This window comes from Pontibacterium granulatum (genome assembly GCF_029961155.1).
GTDB classification, from domain to species: Bacteria; Pseudomonadota; Gammaproteobacteria; order Pseudomonadales; family Balneatricaceae; genus Pontibacterium; species Pontibacterium granulatum.
Genome location: NZ_JASBRH010000010.1, coordinates 38,153 through 52,771 on the forward strand (window position 1 = coordinate 38,153; position 14,619 = coordinate 52,771).

Consider the following 14,619-nt stretch of genomic DNA (forward strand, 5'->3'; position numbering starts at 1 on the left):
AATCAAAAAGGCCGCAATGTGCGGCCTTTTTTTCGCCTGAATGCCAGCTGTTATGCAAGAAACTCGGCGCGTGTGCGGTCGTTGGTCTTAAAAATGCCGCCCAGTGCGGTGGTGGAGGTGGATGAGTTCACGTCCATCACGCCGCGGGACTTCACGCAGTAGTGTGTAGCTTCGATGCTGACCGCAACGTTTTCAGTTTCAAGCAGCGTTTGCAGGGCAATCAGAATCTGCTGGGTCAGTCGTTCCTGAACCTGTGGGCGTTGCGCAAAGAAGCGCACCAGGCGATTGATCTTGGACAGACCAATGATCTTGTCACCCGGAATATAGGCTACTTTTGCGACGCCATCGATGGTTACGAAGTGGTGTTCGCAAGAACTGGTCAGACCGATGTCGCGGACCTTTACCATCTCCTCTACACGCATCTTGTTATCGATCAGGCACATAGCTGGAAAGTTTTCGTAATCCAGGCCGGAAAAGATCTCATGAACATACATCTTGGCGATGCGGTGTGGCGTTTCAGTCAGGCTGTCATCGCTGAGGTCCAGACCCAGAGTGCCAATTACTTCCGTCATCAGTCCTTTGATGCGATCGTATTTCTGTTCGCTGGTAAAACCTGTTTCGATAAGCGGTGTTTCCAGACCTTCTTCGATCAGTTTGTTGCGTACCGCTTCTGCTTCTGGAGAAATCATTTCTAATCCTGTCTTGCGATGTTTCCGGCTTCTACGTGTGCTATCGGGGATTGGATTCTCAATACTGAATGCGTCTGTATGTAAACGACAACTTATGTGCTGAGCCCATAGTACAGCCATGGGTTGACGGTGAATCTCCCTACACAGCGCCGGGCTTTCATGACCGTTTTATTTCCGATAGCGGAAACCGAGCATTATACCTATGTTTGATCCTGCGTATGCAAATGCTGCGGCATAAATTATTCATTTTTCGCCGTTCTTGGGGTGAGCTTCCGCCTTAACCGGATAGTAAGTAACGTTTTCGGCGCTTTTAGCGACCTATTGCCGTACTGTTTATAGGTAATTGGAGCGAGCTGGAGAGGCTGACAGGAGCGGTAGGGTTGCTCCTCAGGGGGCGCAACTCACGATGTTATTGGGTGAGAGCTGTCTGCAGTTCCCGCCAATGAGGTGATCAGCGAGTGCATTTGCGCTACGCCAAGCGCTTTCGCTGTCGGCGATAGTCAGCTCGCCTGTACCGTGCAGCCAGTCACCACATACACCAATACCGGTCATGTCACTCCATAAGTGGGTATTGTTGGTGTCCGACCGCTGGCGGGCATAGAGCCACCGGTGTATCCGGGTTTCGGCGACCTCAAGTGGTGTGTCCGTCAATGCCTGGAATGCACCTGTAAGTGTTTTGCTCACTGTACCGGGATCGCTGTCTATATTCAGTTCGCTCCATTCCGAATTTGCCTCGAGGGCCCAGACTTCGGCGCGCTGGCTAACATATCGAGCCGGTTTGGCGCTGTCTTTAATTGCGCGGGCAAGAACAGGGTGTTTACCTTGAAGCACATCCGCGGCCAGGCCGGATGGTTGGTTCAGCGTGATGATCAGTATCCAGGATGCCCGTGTCTGTACGGATGCAGCCTTGCGGGCGAAACTTGGATTGGCTTCCAGCAATGGTGCCGCTTGCGGAGCGGGTGTTGCGACAATCACTTTGCTAAAGTGGCCCATCACCTTGCCCTCTTCATCGCGCACAATAACTCCGTCAGCTTCAGGCCAAATGTCTTTAATCCGCGTTGAGGTGACCAGAGTAGCGCCGCGAAGAAGTGAGCGTGTCAGTGCGCTTTGGCTTGGTGTGGCGGTGTACAAGCGCAGGCTTTCTGCAGCTAGGCCGTCGAAGTCAGTGATTACGGCTTGCCAGTCAGTCAGTTCCGGTTGCGCACTAAGCCAGGCACGAAATTCAGGGGCTGCGGTATCAAAGTAGGGGGAGCCCAGGTCTGCGCTGTTGTTACCGATTCGACTGCTAGCGTGTCGACCTCCGGTACCACGGCTTTTATCGAAGACCGTCACGTTGTAACCGCTAGATAGCAAGCGGTGGGTAAACACGGCGCCTGCCAGACCAGCACCGATGACAGCGATATTTCGACCCCTGGTGTTATCCGTAGAATGCATTTGATCCTCAGTTTATTTCACGTTGTTACAACCTTCATAATCCATGTGGAGACGAAAGGTAACAGGGTTGTTTAACCTAATTTAAACGACCAGGCTCATTAACGTGGTTGTTCAGGTTTATCTAATGGGGCTGTTACGATAATTATTGAGTGACAGATCAATGATCTAAGTTATTGTATGAAAAACGGGGCAGCATCTAATATGGGGGTGGTTGTGGGTTAATGAACAGATACCGGTTGTTTCAATGATTCTGGTCTTCTCAGACGTTGAAGGCCGCTTAACATGGGTGGTGTGTTCACCGTTTATTAAAATTATGTCTTAAATGTCGCATATGTCGCTTGAGTGGTCTAAGATGATTCTTAATTAGTTCAGGCGATGCTGGGAAATACGATGAAAACACTAACAACCGGAGATATCGCGAAATATTGTGATGTGAATCAGCGCACGGTGATCCGCTGGTTGGATAAGGGGGCACTTAAGGGCTTCAAGCTGCCAGGGAGGGGAAATAACCGGGTTAAGTTGGATGATTTCATCTCTTTCCTCAAGAAGAACGGTATGCCTGTGCCAGAGGAGCTTGCCCGGGAGGGTATGCCAAAGGTTCTGGTGGTTGATGATGAGCTTCCGGTTGCCAATGCGATTCGTAGGACGCTGAAACCGCTGGAGTTAAGTGTTGAAATTGCCAATGGTGGTTTTGAAGCGGGCAGTCAGTTGATGATTCAGAAACCGGATCTAATGACGCTCGACCTCAGTATGCCGGGGATGAACGGTTTTGACGTTATCAAGTTTGTACGGAATACCCCGGAAATTGCACATACACGCATTCTGGTGATCTCAGCCCTGAACGAAGATGAACTGAATCGAGCCATTGAAATGGGAGCGAATGCAGCGCTTTCAAAACCCTTTGAGAACGAAGTGTTGCGCAGTGCAGTAGCCAAGCTTTTGGCGCTTCCTGCTTGACGATCGGACAATATACCACCTGACGACGGGATGAACTCATGAACTTCACACGCAAGATCTACCCAGTTGCTTTATGTGGCGCACTGGCACTGGTGTCTCTGCCTGCCCTTGCTGAGACGCTTTCTTTTGGCGTTGTGCCGCAACAGTCTGCGAAGAAACTGGCGAAGCTTTGGACACCAATCTTTAAGCATCTCAGTGAAAAGACTGGGACTAGCATTCGCTTTGCAACGGCGAACAATATACCAACGTTTGAAAAGCGTGTTCGAAGCGGTGAGTACGATATCGCCTACATGAATCCGTATCACTACACCGTGTTCAGTCAAAAGCCCGGTTATCAAGCGATAGCCCGTCAGAAAAATAAGCGTATCAAAGGCATTATCGTTGTTCAGAAAGACAGTGAGATAAAATCGCTGGAAGAGCTGGATAAACAAAAGCTTGCCTTTCCATCACCGGCGGCCTTTGCTGCCAGTGTTTTACCGCGTGCCAAGATGGAGCAGGACGGATTGCAGATTGAGCCGAAATACGTCAGCTCCCATGATTCAGTATATCTGAGTGTTTCAAAAGGCTTCTTTGTTGCCGGCGGCGGTGTGATGCGTACCTTTAACAACACCGCACCTGAAGTCCGGGACAAGCTGCGTGTTCTGTGGACGACACCGACCTACACGCCGCACGCGATAGCGGTGCATCCGCGCGTGAAGCCGGAAACGATTGCAAAACTTAAACAGGCTTTGTTGGAGATGAACTCTGACCCGGAAGGGCAGGAGTTGCTGAAGACTATTAACTTTAAGGGAATTGAGTTGGCACAGAACTCAGATTGGGATGATGTGCGTGGACTGAATATCCGTTTGTTAGACCATCTGATTGAACAGTAAACCGCCGCGAGGGATTCGCATAATGGGAGAAGCAACGTGTCATTGCGCCTGAAGACCATATTGGGGGTGGCCTTTATTGAGGCCATTCTGCTCGTGCTTTTGGTGTCGATGACGCTGGATTACCTGCGTAGCACCAACTACGAGGGTATGGTCAAGCGTGCCTCCACCACCGCTACCTTGTTTGCTACAACCACCAAAGATGCGGTGCTTTCCTATGACCTGGCGTCGTTGGATGCGTTTGTAAACGAAGTCATGCGTAATCCTGATCTTGTCTACGCTCGGGTGCTTGGTCCTGATCAGGAGCTTTTCGCCCAAGCGGGGGAAGAGGCGTTGCTCGCCCGTCCATTTATTGCCGATACGGATGTAAGCACTGTAACCGACGGCATCTTTGATACCTTTGCACTTATCGTTGAGGGAGGTGAGGAGTATGGACAGGTCCAGCTTGGTCTGGATATCAGCAGCTTGAATGCCAAAATTGAGGAAGCACAACGCTGGAGTGCTGCATTAGCGGCAATTGAGATGGGTCTTGTGGCTTTGTTCTCCTTTTTGCTAGGGGCATATCTGACCAAGCAGCTTGGCGTGTTGCAGGGCGCGGCGCGCGATATTGCTGATGGAAAGTTGGATATAGAGCTTCCTGTGCGGGGCAAAGACGAGATTGCTGAAGTGGCACTGGCATTCAACACCATGGTCCATAACCTGCGCGAGGCCGGGCGGCGTAGGGATGAGTATGAAGCTCAGCTCAACCAGTTGAACAAATCGTTGGAACAGCGAGTTGAGCAGCGAACACAGGATCTTGAACGCAAGAACCTGGATCTGGAACAGGCTAACCAGGCGATCAAAGAAACACAGGCCAAGCTGATGCACTCAGAAAAGATGGCCTCTGTGGGTGTGTTGGCGGCAGGTGTGGCGCATGAGATTAACAACCCGATTGGTTTCGTCCTGAGTAATGTGCGCACGCTTGATGAGTATGTGAAGATCTACCACACGTTACTATCCATGTACGAAGCGTTGCTTGATATTCAGGACCCGGTTTCTCGTGAAGCTAAACAAGCTGAACTTGAACAATATGCTAAAGAGCAGGATATCGATTTTGTCCGTGAGGATATCGAAGACTTGCTCAAAGATGCTATTGACGGAGCACAGCGCGTTGGTGACATCGTTCGTAACTTGAAGAGCTTCTCCCATGCCGAGCAAGAGACAGAGTTTAAACCCCATGACCTTAATGAGTGTATCCGTACAACGCTCAAAATGGCGGATAATCAGCTGAAGTATCATTGCAAGGTAATGACGGATCTTGGGGATCTCCCGGACACCTACTGCTCACCGGGCCAGATCAATCAGGTGTTGCTGAACCTGCTGGTTAATGCCGGGCAGGCAATTGAAGGCAGTGGTGCGATCAAAGTCACATCTCGATACGATGGGGAGAATATCGAGATTCGTGTCACAGATACCGGTAAAGGTATAGAACAAGAGGCGATCAAGAAGTTGTTTGATCCGTTCTATACGACTAAGCCAGTCGGTGAGGGAACGGGATTAGGGTTATCGATATCCTACGGAATTATTAAAGAGCATCAGGGAGAAATACTGGTGCAGAGTAAGGTCGGCGCAGGTACATCATTTACGTTGGTGTTGCCGCATCTGATCCATGCGCCAGCCTGACAACCAGCCGTAAGGCTGTATGGAGCTGATATGGACTATTCAGGCTTTACGGTGATGCTGGTGGATGACGAGGAAGCCGTCCTGAAATCTTTGGCCCGCGTTCTGCGGCCATTGCAATGTGATGTGGTTGCTTTTTCATCCCCTGTGTCAGCGATTGAATCGATGGACGGCAGTCAGGCCGATCTGGTAATCAGCGATATGCGGATGCCGGAGATGGGCGGTGAAGTTTTCCTGGAAACAGTAGCAGGTCGTTGGCCGGATACAGAACGGATTGTCATGACCGGATATGCTGACGTACAGGCCTCCATCGACGCGATCAACCGTGGTAAGGTTAGCCGTTTTCTAACTAAGCCCTGGGATGACGATGAGCTGCTTCAAGTGGTACGTAAGGGCTTCGAGTTGGCAAAACTGCGTCGCGAAAATGCCGAACTCCAGGTGCTCACTGAGCGCAAGAACCGTGAGCTAGAGCAGCTTAATGCGTCGCTTGAGCAAAAGGTTCGGGAACGCACCGTTCAGCTACGTGCCGCCAACGAAGGGCTAAAGTCCAGCTACCGCGCCATCGTTCGCATGTTTTCGACGCTTACCGCACGGCGCATGGGGGTGCGGGCGTCAGAACAAAACCAGATCCTGAATTTGCTTCTGCTGGGCGTCGCCAAGGCCTGCAAGGTTGAAGGCAATCAGCTAAAGCAACTCTACTATGCCTGGCAACTGCGTCACATCGGCAAACTAAGTCTCAGCGATGATCTCCTCAATCAACCCTATGTAGAACTGTCTGCTGAGCAGCAGCGCCAATTCCAAAACCATCCGCTTCTTGCGCAGGCTGCCACTCTGTTGGTTAAGCCACTGCATGGGGCTGGAAAGATTATCGTGCAGCATAAAGAGTATCTGGACGGTACCGGTTACCCGAGGGGGCTGAAGGGGGAAAGTATCCATCGCCTGGCGCGAATCCTATGTGTGGTCAATGACTATATCGAGCTGACTACCGGAACCTATCAAGAGCGTGCATTCAGCACCATAGAAGCGATCGACTACCTGAAAAACTACGCCACTGAAAGGTATGACGATGACGTGGTGGTCGCACTTGAAGGTGTTGTTAATTCACTCTCCAAATCCGATGGCTTGACTAAAGATAACTCGGTTGTCAGCCAGGAATTGAATGCAGGCATGAAACTGAGTCGTGACCTGATCAGTGGGCAGGGGATATTGCTGTTGAGTGCGGGTCAACAGTTAGATGACGCGACCATTGAGCGCGTTAGGGAGATTGAGTTTAACCTTGGTGAGACGTTTAGTATCTATGTGCAGAAGACGTAGAATCAGGCATGTCGGTTAAATCTGAATTACTACAAATTGGGAAAGCTTTATTCGCCACTTCGGCATGCAGAACATCAACTGCAACGCGAGACTGGATGAAGGTGGTCGCCTCGTGATTGATTGATGTAACGCTGGAATTTGTACCAGCACACTATCTGCACTCGTCCGGCAACTTTAATGTATTTGATCCGCAGACGGGTATCCTGATGTCGGGTGGTATCGGCGCGGCGATGGACGTAGATGATGTGCCGAAGTTTGTCGATGATTTTGAGTCTCACATTCCGCGTATGAAGCTATTTCATCAGCGCTGGATGCCTTCAAATGAAGCCAAGCGAGATTGGGTCGAGCGTGTACGGAAACTGAATGTGAAAATGATCTGTCCACAGCGCGGGCGTATTTTCAAGGATGATAACGTCGAGCGTTTCCTGAATTGGTGTGATGCTCTGGAGGTGGGTCTCACGGGGCAGAAGCTGCGCGCCTAATCTGCCCCTTCCCTTGATAGGAATGGTCCGAGAACGAACCGGTTAGGCGAGTTGTGGATTCAGAAGCGCTTCTATTGCAGGCAGTATCCCCGTCTCTGTCAGTAGTTTCTTATCCAGGCCGGAGTCCTCGGCCAATGGATCTTTTCCTGAGTGGTGGCAGCGATACAGGGTGGTTGCCGCATGCAGGCGCAGCATCAGTGGCGTAATCTGAGGGCTGCGTTTGGGGTTGGCGTAATGCAGGACGGCCCGCACGGTTTCTGAATCAAAGCCCCATAGCTTCAACAGATAGCCGCTGATCAATGCATTACGGGAATACTCTCCCAGCTCACCTGAAATAAGGCCTCCAACGTTGTGGAGCATGCCAATGATAAAGTGGATGTCCGCCTCTGGCGGCGGCAGGCGCATAATATTGGCCAGCGCAACCATGATACCGCACACCTCCTCAGCTTGAGCACAGAGGGCGCTATGCAGGCTCTCATTGGCCTCTTCTTTAAAAATACCTGCGACCAGTACAAGATTCTTGATCATAGTGTGACCGAGGCGAACCACTGCGTCCGTAGCGCTGGAGGCGGGTGATGCAAAGCCGAAGTAAGCCGAATTCGACATCTGCAGGATTTTGCTCAGGATGGCCATGTCGTGGCTGATTATCTGTGCAATACGACTGTTTTCTGGTTCCCGCGTACTGTCCAGATACTGAACCAGTTCGGTATACACAGAGGGCAATACCGGCAAGCTGGAGATGCAGCCGATCTCCTCGCGTACTTCAAATGGGACCGGCAGTTCGTGCAGGCTGCGCGCTGCTTGCAATGCACTGATCAGGTCGTCCATATTGAATGGCTTCGGTAGCATGAGATGTGCTACGCCAAATGCCGGTAATGAGTCTGACGTAATGGTTTCGCCGCTGATCATCACGCGCACTGCAAGTGGTGCCTGTTGGCGCACCCGAGTTAGCAGCTCCACTCCATCCATGCCTGGCATGCGTTTGTCGCTGATCACAATCCAGGGCTGTTTTGTCTTCAGCTGTTTTAATGCAGATTCTGCTGACTCTTCGAGTATCAATTCCCAGTCGCGGAAGTGTCTGCGCAGCCCGCGGTGCAGCGAACGTAACACGCTAGCTTCGTCATCGACAATGAGCGCAATTGGTTGTGTCATGAATCAGGATTCCATAGTCTCTGGTGCGAGTGTTACAAAGTCTGTGCCGATCAGTGGCTGGTTTTCCAACAGTTCCCTGAATTTGTCGGCTGGTACGGGTGGGCTGATGTAGTATCCCTGTACCTCATCACATTGGATCTGGGCCAACAGGTCGAACTGTGCCTTGGTTTCTACACCCTCTGCCACTACTTCCATTCCCAGATCATGGGACATACGAATGACATTCCGTACCAGATTTAGTCTCTCCTGGCTGTTTTCCAAGTCTGTCACGAAAGATCGGTCGATTTTCAGGGTGTCGACGGGCAAGCGGCTCAGGTAGTTGAGTGACGAGTAGCCAGTGCCAAAATCATCCAGAGCCAGTCGAATACCCAGTGACTTCAATTCTTTAAGGAGCTGCAAGCTATGTTCTATGTCCTGCATCATAAAGGTTTCGGTTACTTCCAGTTCAAGCTGGTCTGGATCCATGCCGGTGTTGGTCAGAATCTTTTTAACTGCATCTAACAAGCCTTCTTCCTGAAGCTGGCGTCCGGATAGGTTTACCGCCAAACGAAATGGAGGTAGGCCGTCCATTTGCCAGATTTTGCTTTGGGTTGCGGAAGTGGCAAGAACCCATTCGCCAATCGTCTCTATTAATCCGTTATCCTCGGCTAGTGGGATGAAGGTGGCTGGGGATATGAAACCTAATGTGTCGTGTTTCCAGCGTAACAGACTCTCTGCGCCCAGTATGCGCCCTGTTTTTAGTGAAACTTTTGGTTGGTACACAACTGAGAACTGATTTTTTTCCAGTGCGCGATAGAGATCGCTCTGGATGGTCAGCAGTTCGTCTGTATGCTCGTTCATCGCAGACTTGTATCGCGGATGGGCAAATCGGCTGCGCCGCTTGGAATACGCAACTGCCGATTTTGCGTTGCGCAGAATCTCTTCCGGACAGCCTCCATCTTCGGGAGCCAGGGCGTAGGCCGCGCTAAACGAGACATGTACATTGTGTTCTGCACATGTAATGGGGGTTTCAAATGGCTTCAGCAATCTGTTAATAATTTCGCGAGTTTCTTCGTCGCTCTGTACCGTGGGCAAAATGAAGACAAATTCATCACCGGTCATGCGGCCAACCATGGCATTAGCTGGCTTGTTTGCGATTAATATGCCGGCAATCTCTGCCAGGAGTCGATCGGCTTCCTGATAGCCAAGGCTGTCGTTAAATGTCTGGAAGCGGTTTACGTCCATATAGATGACACTTGCACGCGGTGTCACGTCAGAGTCATCATTTTGTTTTGGAGACATCAAGTCTTCCAGACGGCGTAAGATCTCGCTACGGTGTAACAGGTTCTTTACGCCAAGGCCGTTGCTGCGTGATTTTTTTCGCGCGCTCAGTATCCACCGATCTTCGTCTGAAGGATGGCAAGTAAACTCATACAGACTGTCACCGTCAACCAGTTCTGCCAGGTTTTCAGGCCCGGAGCAAAGTAACTCCAGTTGCTGAGGGGAAAGGGCATAGACGAAATCGGTGATTTTGTTGTTCAGGATGTCACTTTCGTTGGCTGTACAGAGTTCCGACGCAGCAGGATTTAGATTACAAACGATTCCCTTGCTATCAATTTCAAACAGGGCTTCGTCACTTTCCATGACCATGCGGGTCAGGCCGCTTTGCTTATTTAGTTCATTCCAGTGTTTAAAAGCCCATTCAATCTGGCTAAGTAGTTCGCTGTCGTCCCAAGGTTTGTGCAAAAATTTACTGGCACTGCCGTCGTTCAGAATCTTTGTGACAGACTCGATATCGGCATAACCGCTCAGTACTAAGCCTACAATGTTTTGGTGCTCTGCTTTTACTTTGGCAAGAAGTTCTCCACCAGACATTTGTGGCATGCGGAAGTCGGAAAGAACAACCTGGATGTTTTCGCGCTGCAGCACTTCGAGCGCTTCCTGGCCGGAGTTAGCGGTAAAAACCGTGAAGCCGGCACGCCGCAACAGACGATTAAGAGCACGGAGTATGGCGGCTTCATCGTCAACTAACAAAATGGTTTTCTGCATTGTTCAAACCCTGAACTGAATCGATATCTCTGGTGAATGCCGGATCGGCTCCGTATACAAACAAGCAGCAAGGTGTAGCACTAGATCAATGCTTGTAGACCACATCACGAATGCTGCAAATGCCTATAAGGGCATGTAATGGCTGCTTTTTCAATGCCTCTTTGGCTACGCAGAGTGCGAATCCCTAAATCCTAATTAGCCTTGTGGGTGAATTCGCTTGTTTACGCAATTTACTTGATCCAAAGCAATCCCAATCCTGATGTTTGTCAAGCCATGGTTTTTGTTTTGTCTGTTTGAAAATGTATTTTAACTTTGATTCATGGTCCTTTTATACGGTGGTTTTAAGATTATTTTCAAAATTATATATGTTTGAAAGCTTGAGCTTTAGGAAATAATAGATTAAATTCTCGGTTAATGCGACATATGTGACAAAAGCGTCTTTTGGGGCGTTTGTTTCGGTCTTTTACGGATGGAGCAGATAGACGCGCAGTAACCATGAAATCACTTACAAAGGATGTTGCGGTGATGACAGATGCAGAGCTCAAAGATCAGGCGGTTCGTACGGGGGAGGAGACGGGTCGATTGCGAATCCTTTGCGTAGATGATGAGTCCAGCGTGCTAAAGTCGTTGCAGCGGCTGCTGCGTGGCAATAACTTCATTTTTTTTCCAGCGAGTTGTGCCAAGGACGGCCTTTTTTTTCTGGAAAGTAATGCTGTAGATGTCATCATTTCGGACATGCGTATGCCTGAGATGAGCGGCGCTGAGTTTCTGGCTGAAGTAGCCAGGCTATACCCTGATACCGTTCGAATTCTACTTACGGGCTATTCCGACCTCGAATCAATTGTTGATGCCGTGAACGGCGGGCGCATTCACCGTTACCTGCGGAAACCCTGGAGTAATGACGAGCTGGTGCTGGTGCTGAAAGAGGTGTCTGAGCGCCTGCATTTGGAGCGGGAGAATAGGCTTCTGGTTGCGCAGGTTGAAGCGCAAAATCTTCAGCTTAAAGATATGAATGAGCGGCTTGAAGAGAAGGTTCAGCAGCGCACCAAGCAGATGCTTCAGGCGTTAAGTCAATTACGCAGTGCGAATATGAAGGTAAGCGAAAATCTTCGGTCGACGATTAAAGTCTTTTACAACCTGATTAGTCTTAATCCTCATCTTGGCGGCAAAACTGCTGTTGAGATTGGGGAGCTGTGTCGATTGTTGGCCGTTGCGTTTGAGCTGGATAAAAAAGCGGTTCGTGACATCCAGCTCGCGGGGCTTCTATTTGAGTTGGGTTTGGCTGGACAGCACGATGTCTGCTTGGAAAAAGCGATTTACGATATGAATGCAGATGAGCTTGCCGTCTATCGCCAGCACCCCGTACGTGCGCATTTGGCTCTGGCACCTGCGGGAGGATTGCAGGGTGTCGCGACGATTATAAAACACCAGTATGAGTACTTTGACGGTTCCGGTAGCCCCGGCCGGTTGAGCGCCTCGGAGATACCGATGGGATCGCGTATTCTGGCGGTGGCCCGGGACTACGTGCTGGCTGTAAGGGGTAAACTGCAGAAGGTTCGCCTTAGCAAAAAGGGCGCGCTCAGGCTACTGGAAATGAACTCGAACAGGGAATATGACGCGTGCATTCTTAGTCGTTTGCCTGACGTTTTACCTGATTTGGAGCAGGAAACTCTTGCTGCGGATGAGCGTGTTGTATCTACGCGGCAGCTTGGCGTGGGTATGATGCTGTCGAGAAACCTTTATAATCAGAAGGATATATTGCTGTTGCCAGAGGGACACCGGTTCACGCACGAGACTGTGAATCGTTTAAGGTCCTTTGAGGAAGTGGATAAGCAGCTATTGGAAATCTATGTTCTGACCAAATAGGGGATTCAACGTGATCAAAACAGCGATGATACTGGATGACGAGGCTCCGGTTGTTTCTTCTTTGCGTCGTTTATTGAAACGCCACGGCTGGCATGTTGTTACCTATACCGATCCGGTGGAAGCGTTTAATCACCTGCGTTACAGTTTCGTACCGGTGATAATCACGGATTTTAATATGCCGCGTTTAAACGGGACGCAATTTTTACAACTGGTTGAGAAAATCCAGCCTGCGACCTACAAAATCATGTTAAGCGCGCATGCTGAGCGTGGTGATATTGTGAAAACGCTGTCATCTGCGGGTATCCATCGCTTTATGTCAAAGCCCTGGGACAATAATCTCCTGATGGAAGAGATGGATGCGGGTCTGGAGTATTTTCGTCTTCAGTTGAAAGCGGAGTACGAGCAGAACAAAGCGATTCTAAACGCCGATGACTTTAAGGCATGGTATGACGATCTGCTCTTACGTATGCAGAGTACTGGGTCTCAGAGACAGCGTGATAAAGAAGCGTGGCTGGGCATCGGTTAAAGCAGTTTTTATGATTCGGGCCAGGCCGCACTGTAATCAGAACATGGACACAGACCGTCTCCAGGGCGGCAGGAGCAGTTAATGAAAGGTATTATTTTCAATGTATTGGAAGATCTGGTCATTAAACAGTGCGGTATTCAGGGTTGGAATGAGGTGTTGTCTGAAAACCCTGAGGCAACGGGTATCTACACCGCGAGTGAGAGTTACCCGGATGAAGAGCTGTTTGGCCTGGTGGGCTCAGTTGCGCGAAAACTGGAGATGCCAGTAGCGGGCGTTGTGGAAACCTTCGGGATTTTTCTTTTTCACCAACTAGCGGAACGTTACCCGATGTTTGTGGAGCAGCCGGAAAACCTGCGAGAGTTCCTGCTGAGTATTGAGTCCGTCATCCATATTGAAGTTCGTAAGCTGTACGACAGTCCGAACCTGCCCAATTTTACCTACGACGAAAGTTCTCAGGATCAACTGGTTATGCACTACCAGTCTCCGCGTAAGCTCTGTATTCTGGCGGAAGGTTTGGTTCGGGGCGCTGCAGAGTACTACAACACGCCGATTACAATTGAGCATCCAGTTTGTATGCATCAGGGTGCAAATCATTGTGACCTGATAATCAGGTTCGGGAATGTCTGATACGGAAAATCCATTCGAAATTGCTTATGCGCGTGAAAGACAGGCTCGTCTTAAGGCCGAGCAGCTGCTTGAGGATAAGTCTCGCGAGCTTTATCTGAAAAACCAGAAGCTAGAAGAAAGTTACAACAGGCTGCAGCAGCAGCAAGCGGTTGCCATGCAAAACGAAAAGCTGGCGACCTTGGGGACGCTCTCTGCCGGTGTGGCGCATGAAATCAACAATCCCCTTGCATTCGTTCTAAGCAATCTGGAGAGTTTACCAATCTACAAGCAGGCTCTTTTACGTCTGTTGGAACTCAATCAGAAATACCTGAAAGATCCGGGTGTCCCCGAGAACTACCGCAACGAGATCGCTGATCTGATCGAGAAAGAAGACCTCGATTTTATCGGTGAGGATATGCACGGTTTGATCGATGATACGATCGAGGGCATTCAGCGTGTTAAAGAGATTGTGCTGAATCTGCGTAGCTTCGCGCGAACTCAGAACTGTGATCGCGTTGAAGCGGATCTGTGTGCGGGCATCAACAGTACATTGAAGCTGCTGACGTCGGAACTTAAGACCGGCGTCACGTTAAAACTCGATCTTCAGCCGTTGCCAGGGATTGTGTGTAATCCCAATCAGCTGAATCAGGTGTTCCTGAACCTCATTATGAATGCCAAGCAGGCGGTTGAGGGCAGGGAAAACCCGACCATCACGATTAAAGCGTGTTGTGATGATGACGCTGTACGCATTCAAATAGCAGATAACGGGTGTGGTATGCCACCTGAGGTACAAAAGGAGATCTTTGTGCCATTCTATACCACCAAGCCAATAGGCCAGGGTACCGGGATGGGGCTCGCCATTGCCTACGGTATAATCAAGGATCATGGTGGTAAAATCTCGGTGAAGAGCGCCGTGGATCAAGGCACTGTTTTTGTTATTAGCTTACCGTTGTGGGGACGGGCAGAGGGTGCTGAAACAGGTGTCGCAGAAGCGGTTTCCGATTAGAGGAAACCTTAAACCGCTTTATAGTCTGGTG

General features: G+C 50.1%; 13 protein-coding genes. 9 read left to right on the plus strand and 4 right to left on the minus strand.

Annotated features, from left to right (window positions below; genetic code table 11):
* Positions 1-50: 50 nt before the first annotated feature.
* On the minus strand, positions 51-689 hold the full coding sequence (folE, locus tag QKW35_RS11200; protein WP_282353148.1) for a GTP cyclohydrolase I FolE: 639 nt from the start codon (positions 687-689) through the stop codon (positions 51-53).
* A 387-nt stretch (positions 690-1,076) separates the two neighbouring features.
* Positions 1,077-2,123 (minus strand): NAD(P)/FAD-dependent oxidoreductase, encoded by a 1,047-nt coding sequence (locus QKW35_RS11205; protein ID WP_282353150.1) that lies wholly within the window; start codon positions 2,121-2,123, stop codon positions 1,077-1,079.
* A gap of 390 nt (positions 2,124-2,513) precedes the next feature.
* Between QKW35_RS11205 and QKW35_RS11210 the strand changes: the two genes are divergently transcribed.
* From QKW35_RS11210 to QKW35_RS11230, 5 genes are all read left to right on the plus strand, one after another.
* Positions 2,514-3,080 carry a response regulator gene (locus QKW35_RS11210; protein ID WP_282353153.1) on the plus strand — a complete coding sequence of 189 codons (567 nt, stop codon included), beginning with the start codon at positions 2,514-2,516 and terminating at the stop codon, positions 3,078-3,080.
* Positions 3,081-3,118: 38 nt separating this feature from the next.
* Complete coding sequence (locus QKW35_RS11215) at positions 3,119-3,952, plus strand: phosphate/phosphite/phosphonate ABC transporter substrate-binding protein (RefSeq protein WP_282353155.1); 834 nt, start codon at positions 3,119-3,121, stop codon at positions 3,950-3,952.
* A gap of 36 nt (positions 3,953-3,988) precedes the next feature.
* A complete protein-coding gene (locus tag QKW35_RS11220) occupies positions 3,989-5,611 on the plus strand; it encodes a sensor histidine kinase (RefSeq protein ID WP_282353157.1) in 1,623 nt (540 codons plus the stop codon).
* A 30-nt stretch (positions 5,612-5,641) separates the two neighbouring features.
* Positions 5,642-6,922 carry a response regulator c-di-GMP phosphodiesterase, NosR family gene (nosR, locus tag QKW35_RS11225; RefSeq protein WP_282353159.1) on the plus strand — a complete coding sequence of 427 codons (1,281 nt, stop codon included), beginning with the start codon at positions 5,642-5,644 and terminating at the stop codon, positions 6,920-6,922.
* A 116-nt stretch (positions 6,923-7,038) separates the two neighbouring features.
* Positions 7,039-7,404 carry an oxygen-binding di-iron domain-containing protein gene (locus tag QKW35_RS11230; protein WP_282353162.1) on the plus strand — a complete coding sequence of 122 codons (366 nt, stop codon included), beginning with the start codon at positions 7,039-7,041 and terminating at the stop codon, positions 7,402-7,404.
* 42 nt (positions 7,405-7,446) lie between these two features.
* Here the strand turns inward: QKW35_RS11230 and QKW35_RS11235 are convergent, their stop codons facing one another.
* Together QKW35_RS11235 and QKW35_RS11240 are read right to left on the minus strand one after the other, a co-directional pair.
* Entirely contained in the window at positions 7,447-8,556 is a 1,110-nt protein-coding gene (locus QKW35_RS11235; RefSeq protein WP_282353164.1) for an HDOD domain-containing protein, read from the minus strand.
* Positions 8,557-8,559: 3 nt separating this feature from the next.
* Positions 8,560-10,584, minus strand: coding sequence for an EAL domain-containing response regulator (locus QKW35_RS11240; protein ID WP_282353166.1), 2,025 nt, complete (start codon positions 10,582-10,584; stop codon positions 8,560-8,562).
* Between the two features lie 495 nt (positions 10,585-11,079).
* On the opposite strand from QKW35_RS11240, the gene nosR (QKW35_RS11245) reads away from it, so the two are divergent.
* The 4 genes from nosR (QKW35_RS11245) to QKW35_RS11260 all read left to right on the plus strand — a co-directional run bounded on the left by nosR (QKW35_RS11245) (position 11,080) and on the right by QKW35_RS11260 (position 14,588).
* The gene (nosR, locus tag QKW35_RS11245) at positions 11,080-12,450 is read left to right on the plus strand and encodes a response regulator c-di-GMP phosphodiesterase, NosR family (protein ID WP_282353167.1); all 1,371 of its coding nucleotides are present in this window, start codon (positions 11,080-11,082) and stop codon (positions 12,448-12,450) included.
* 10 nt (positions 12,451-12,460) lie between these two features.
* Positions 12,461-12,976, plus strand: a complete 516-nt coding sequence (locus QKW35_RS11250; RefSeq protein ID WP_282353168.1) for a response regulator — start codon at positions 12,461-12,463, stop codon at positions 12,974-12,976.
* Between the two features lie 81 nt (positions 12,977-13,057).
* Entirely contained in the window at positions 13,058-13,603 is a 546-nt protein-coding gene (locus tag QKW35_RS11255) for a heme NO-binding domain-containing protein (protein ID WP_282353169.1), read from the plus strand.
* Positions 13,596-14,588: a sensor histidine kinase gene (locus QKW35_RS11260; protein ID WP_282353170.1), complete on the plus strand. Its 993-nt coding sequence runs from the start codon at positions 13,596-13,598 to the stop codon at positions 14,586-14,588. The genes QKW35_RS11255 and QKW35_RS11260 overlap by 8 nt, the downstream gene beginning before the upstream one ends.
* Positions 14,589-14,619 lie beyond the last annotated feature (31 nt).

Excerpts from the sequence above, each read along its gene's own strand:
- QKW35_RS11210 (WP_282353153.1), top strand. The coding sequence starts at position 2,514 with ATGAAAACACTAACAACCGGAGATATCGCGAAATATTGTGATGTGAAT.
- nosR (WP_282353167.1), top strand. The coding sequence starts at position 11,080 with ATGAAATCACTTACAAAGGATGTTGCGGTGATGACAGATGCAGAGCTC.
- QKW35_RS11260 (WP_282353170.1), top strand. The coding sequence starts at position 13,596 with ATGTCTGATACGGAAAATCCATTCGAAATTGCTTATGCGCGTGAAAGA.
- QKW35_RS11255 (WP_282353169.1), top strand. The coding sequence starts at position 13,058 with ATGAAAGGTATTATTTTCAATGTATTGGAAGATCTGGTCATTAAACAG.
- QKW35_RS11215 (WP_282353155.1), top strand. The coding sequence starts at position 3,119 with ATGAACTTCACACGCAAGATCTACCCAGTTGCTTTATGTGGCGCACTG.
- QKW35_RS11205 (WP_282353150.1), bottom strand. The coding sequence starts at position 2,123 with ATGCATTCTACGGATAACACCAGGGGTCGAAATATCGCTGTCATCGGT.
- QKW35_RS11235 (WP_282353164.1), bottom strand. The coding sequence starts at position 8,556 with ATGACACAACCAATTGCGCTCATTGTCGATGACGAAGCTAGCGTGTTA.
- nosR (WP_282353159.1), top strand. The coding sequence starts at position 5,642 with ATGGACTATTCAGGCTTTACGGTGATGCTGGTGGATGACGAGGAAGCC.
- QKW35_RS11240 (WP_282353166.1), bottom strand. The coding sequence starts at position 10,584 with ATGCAGAAAACCATTTTGTTAGTTGACGATGAAGCCGCCATACTCCGT.
- folE (WP_282353148.1), bottom strand. The coding sequence starts at position 689 with ATGATTTCTCCAGAAGCAGAAGCGGTACGCAACAAACTGATCGAAGAA.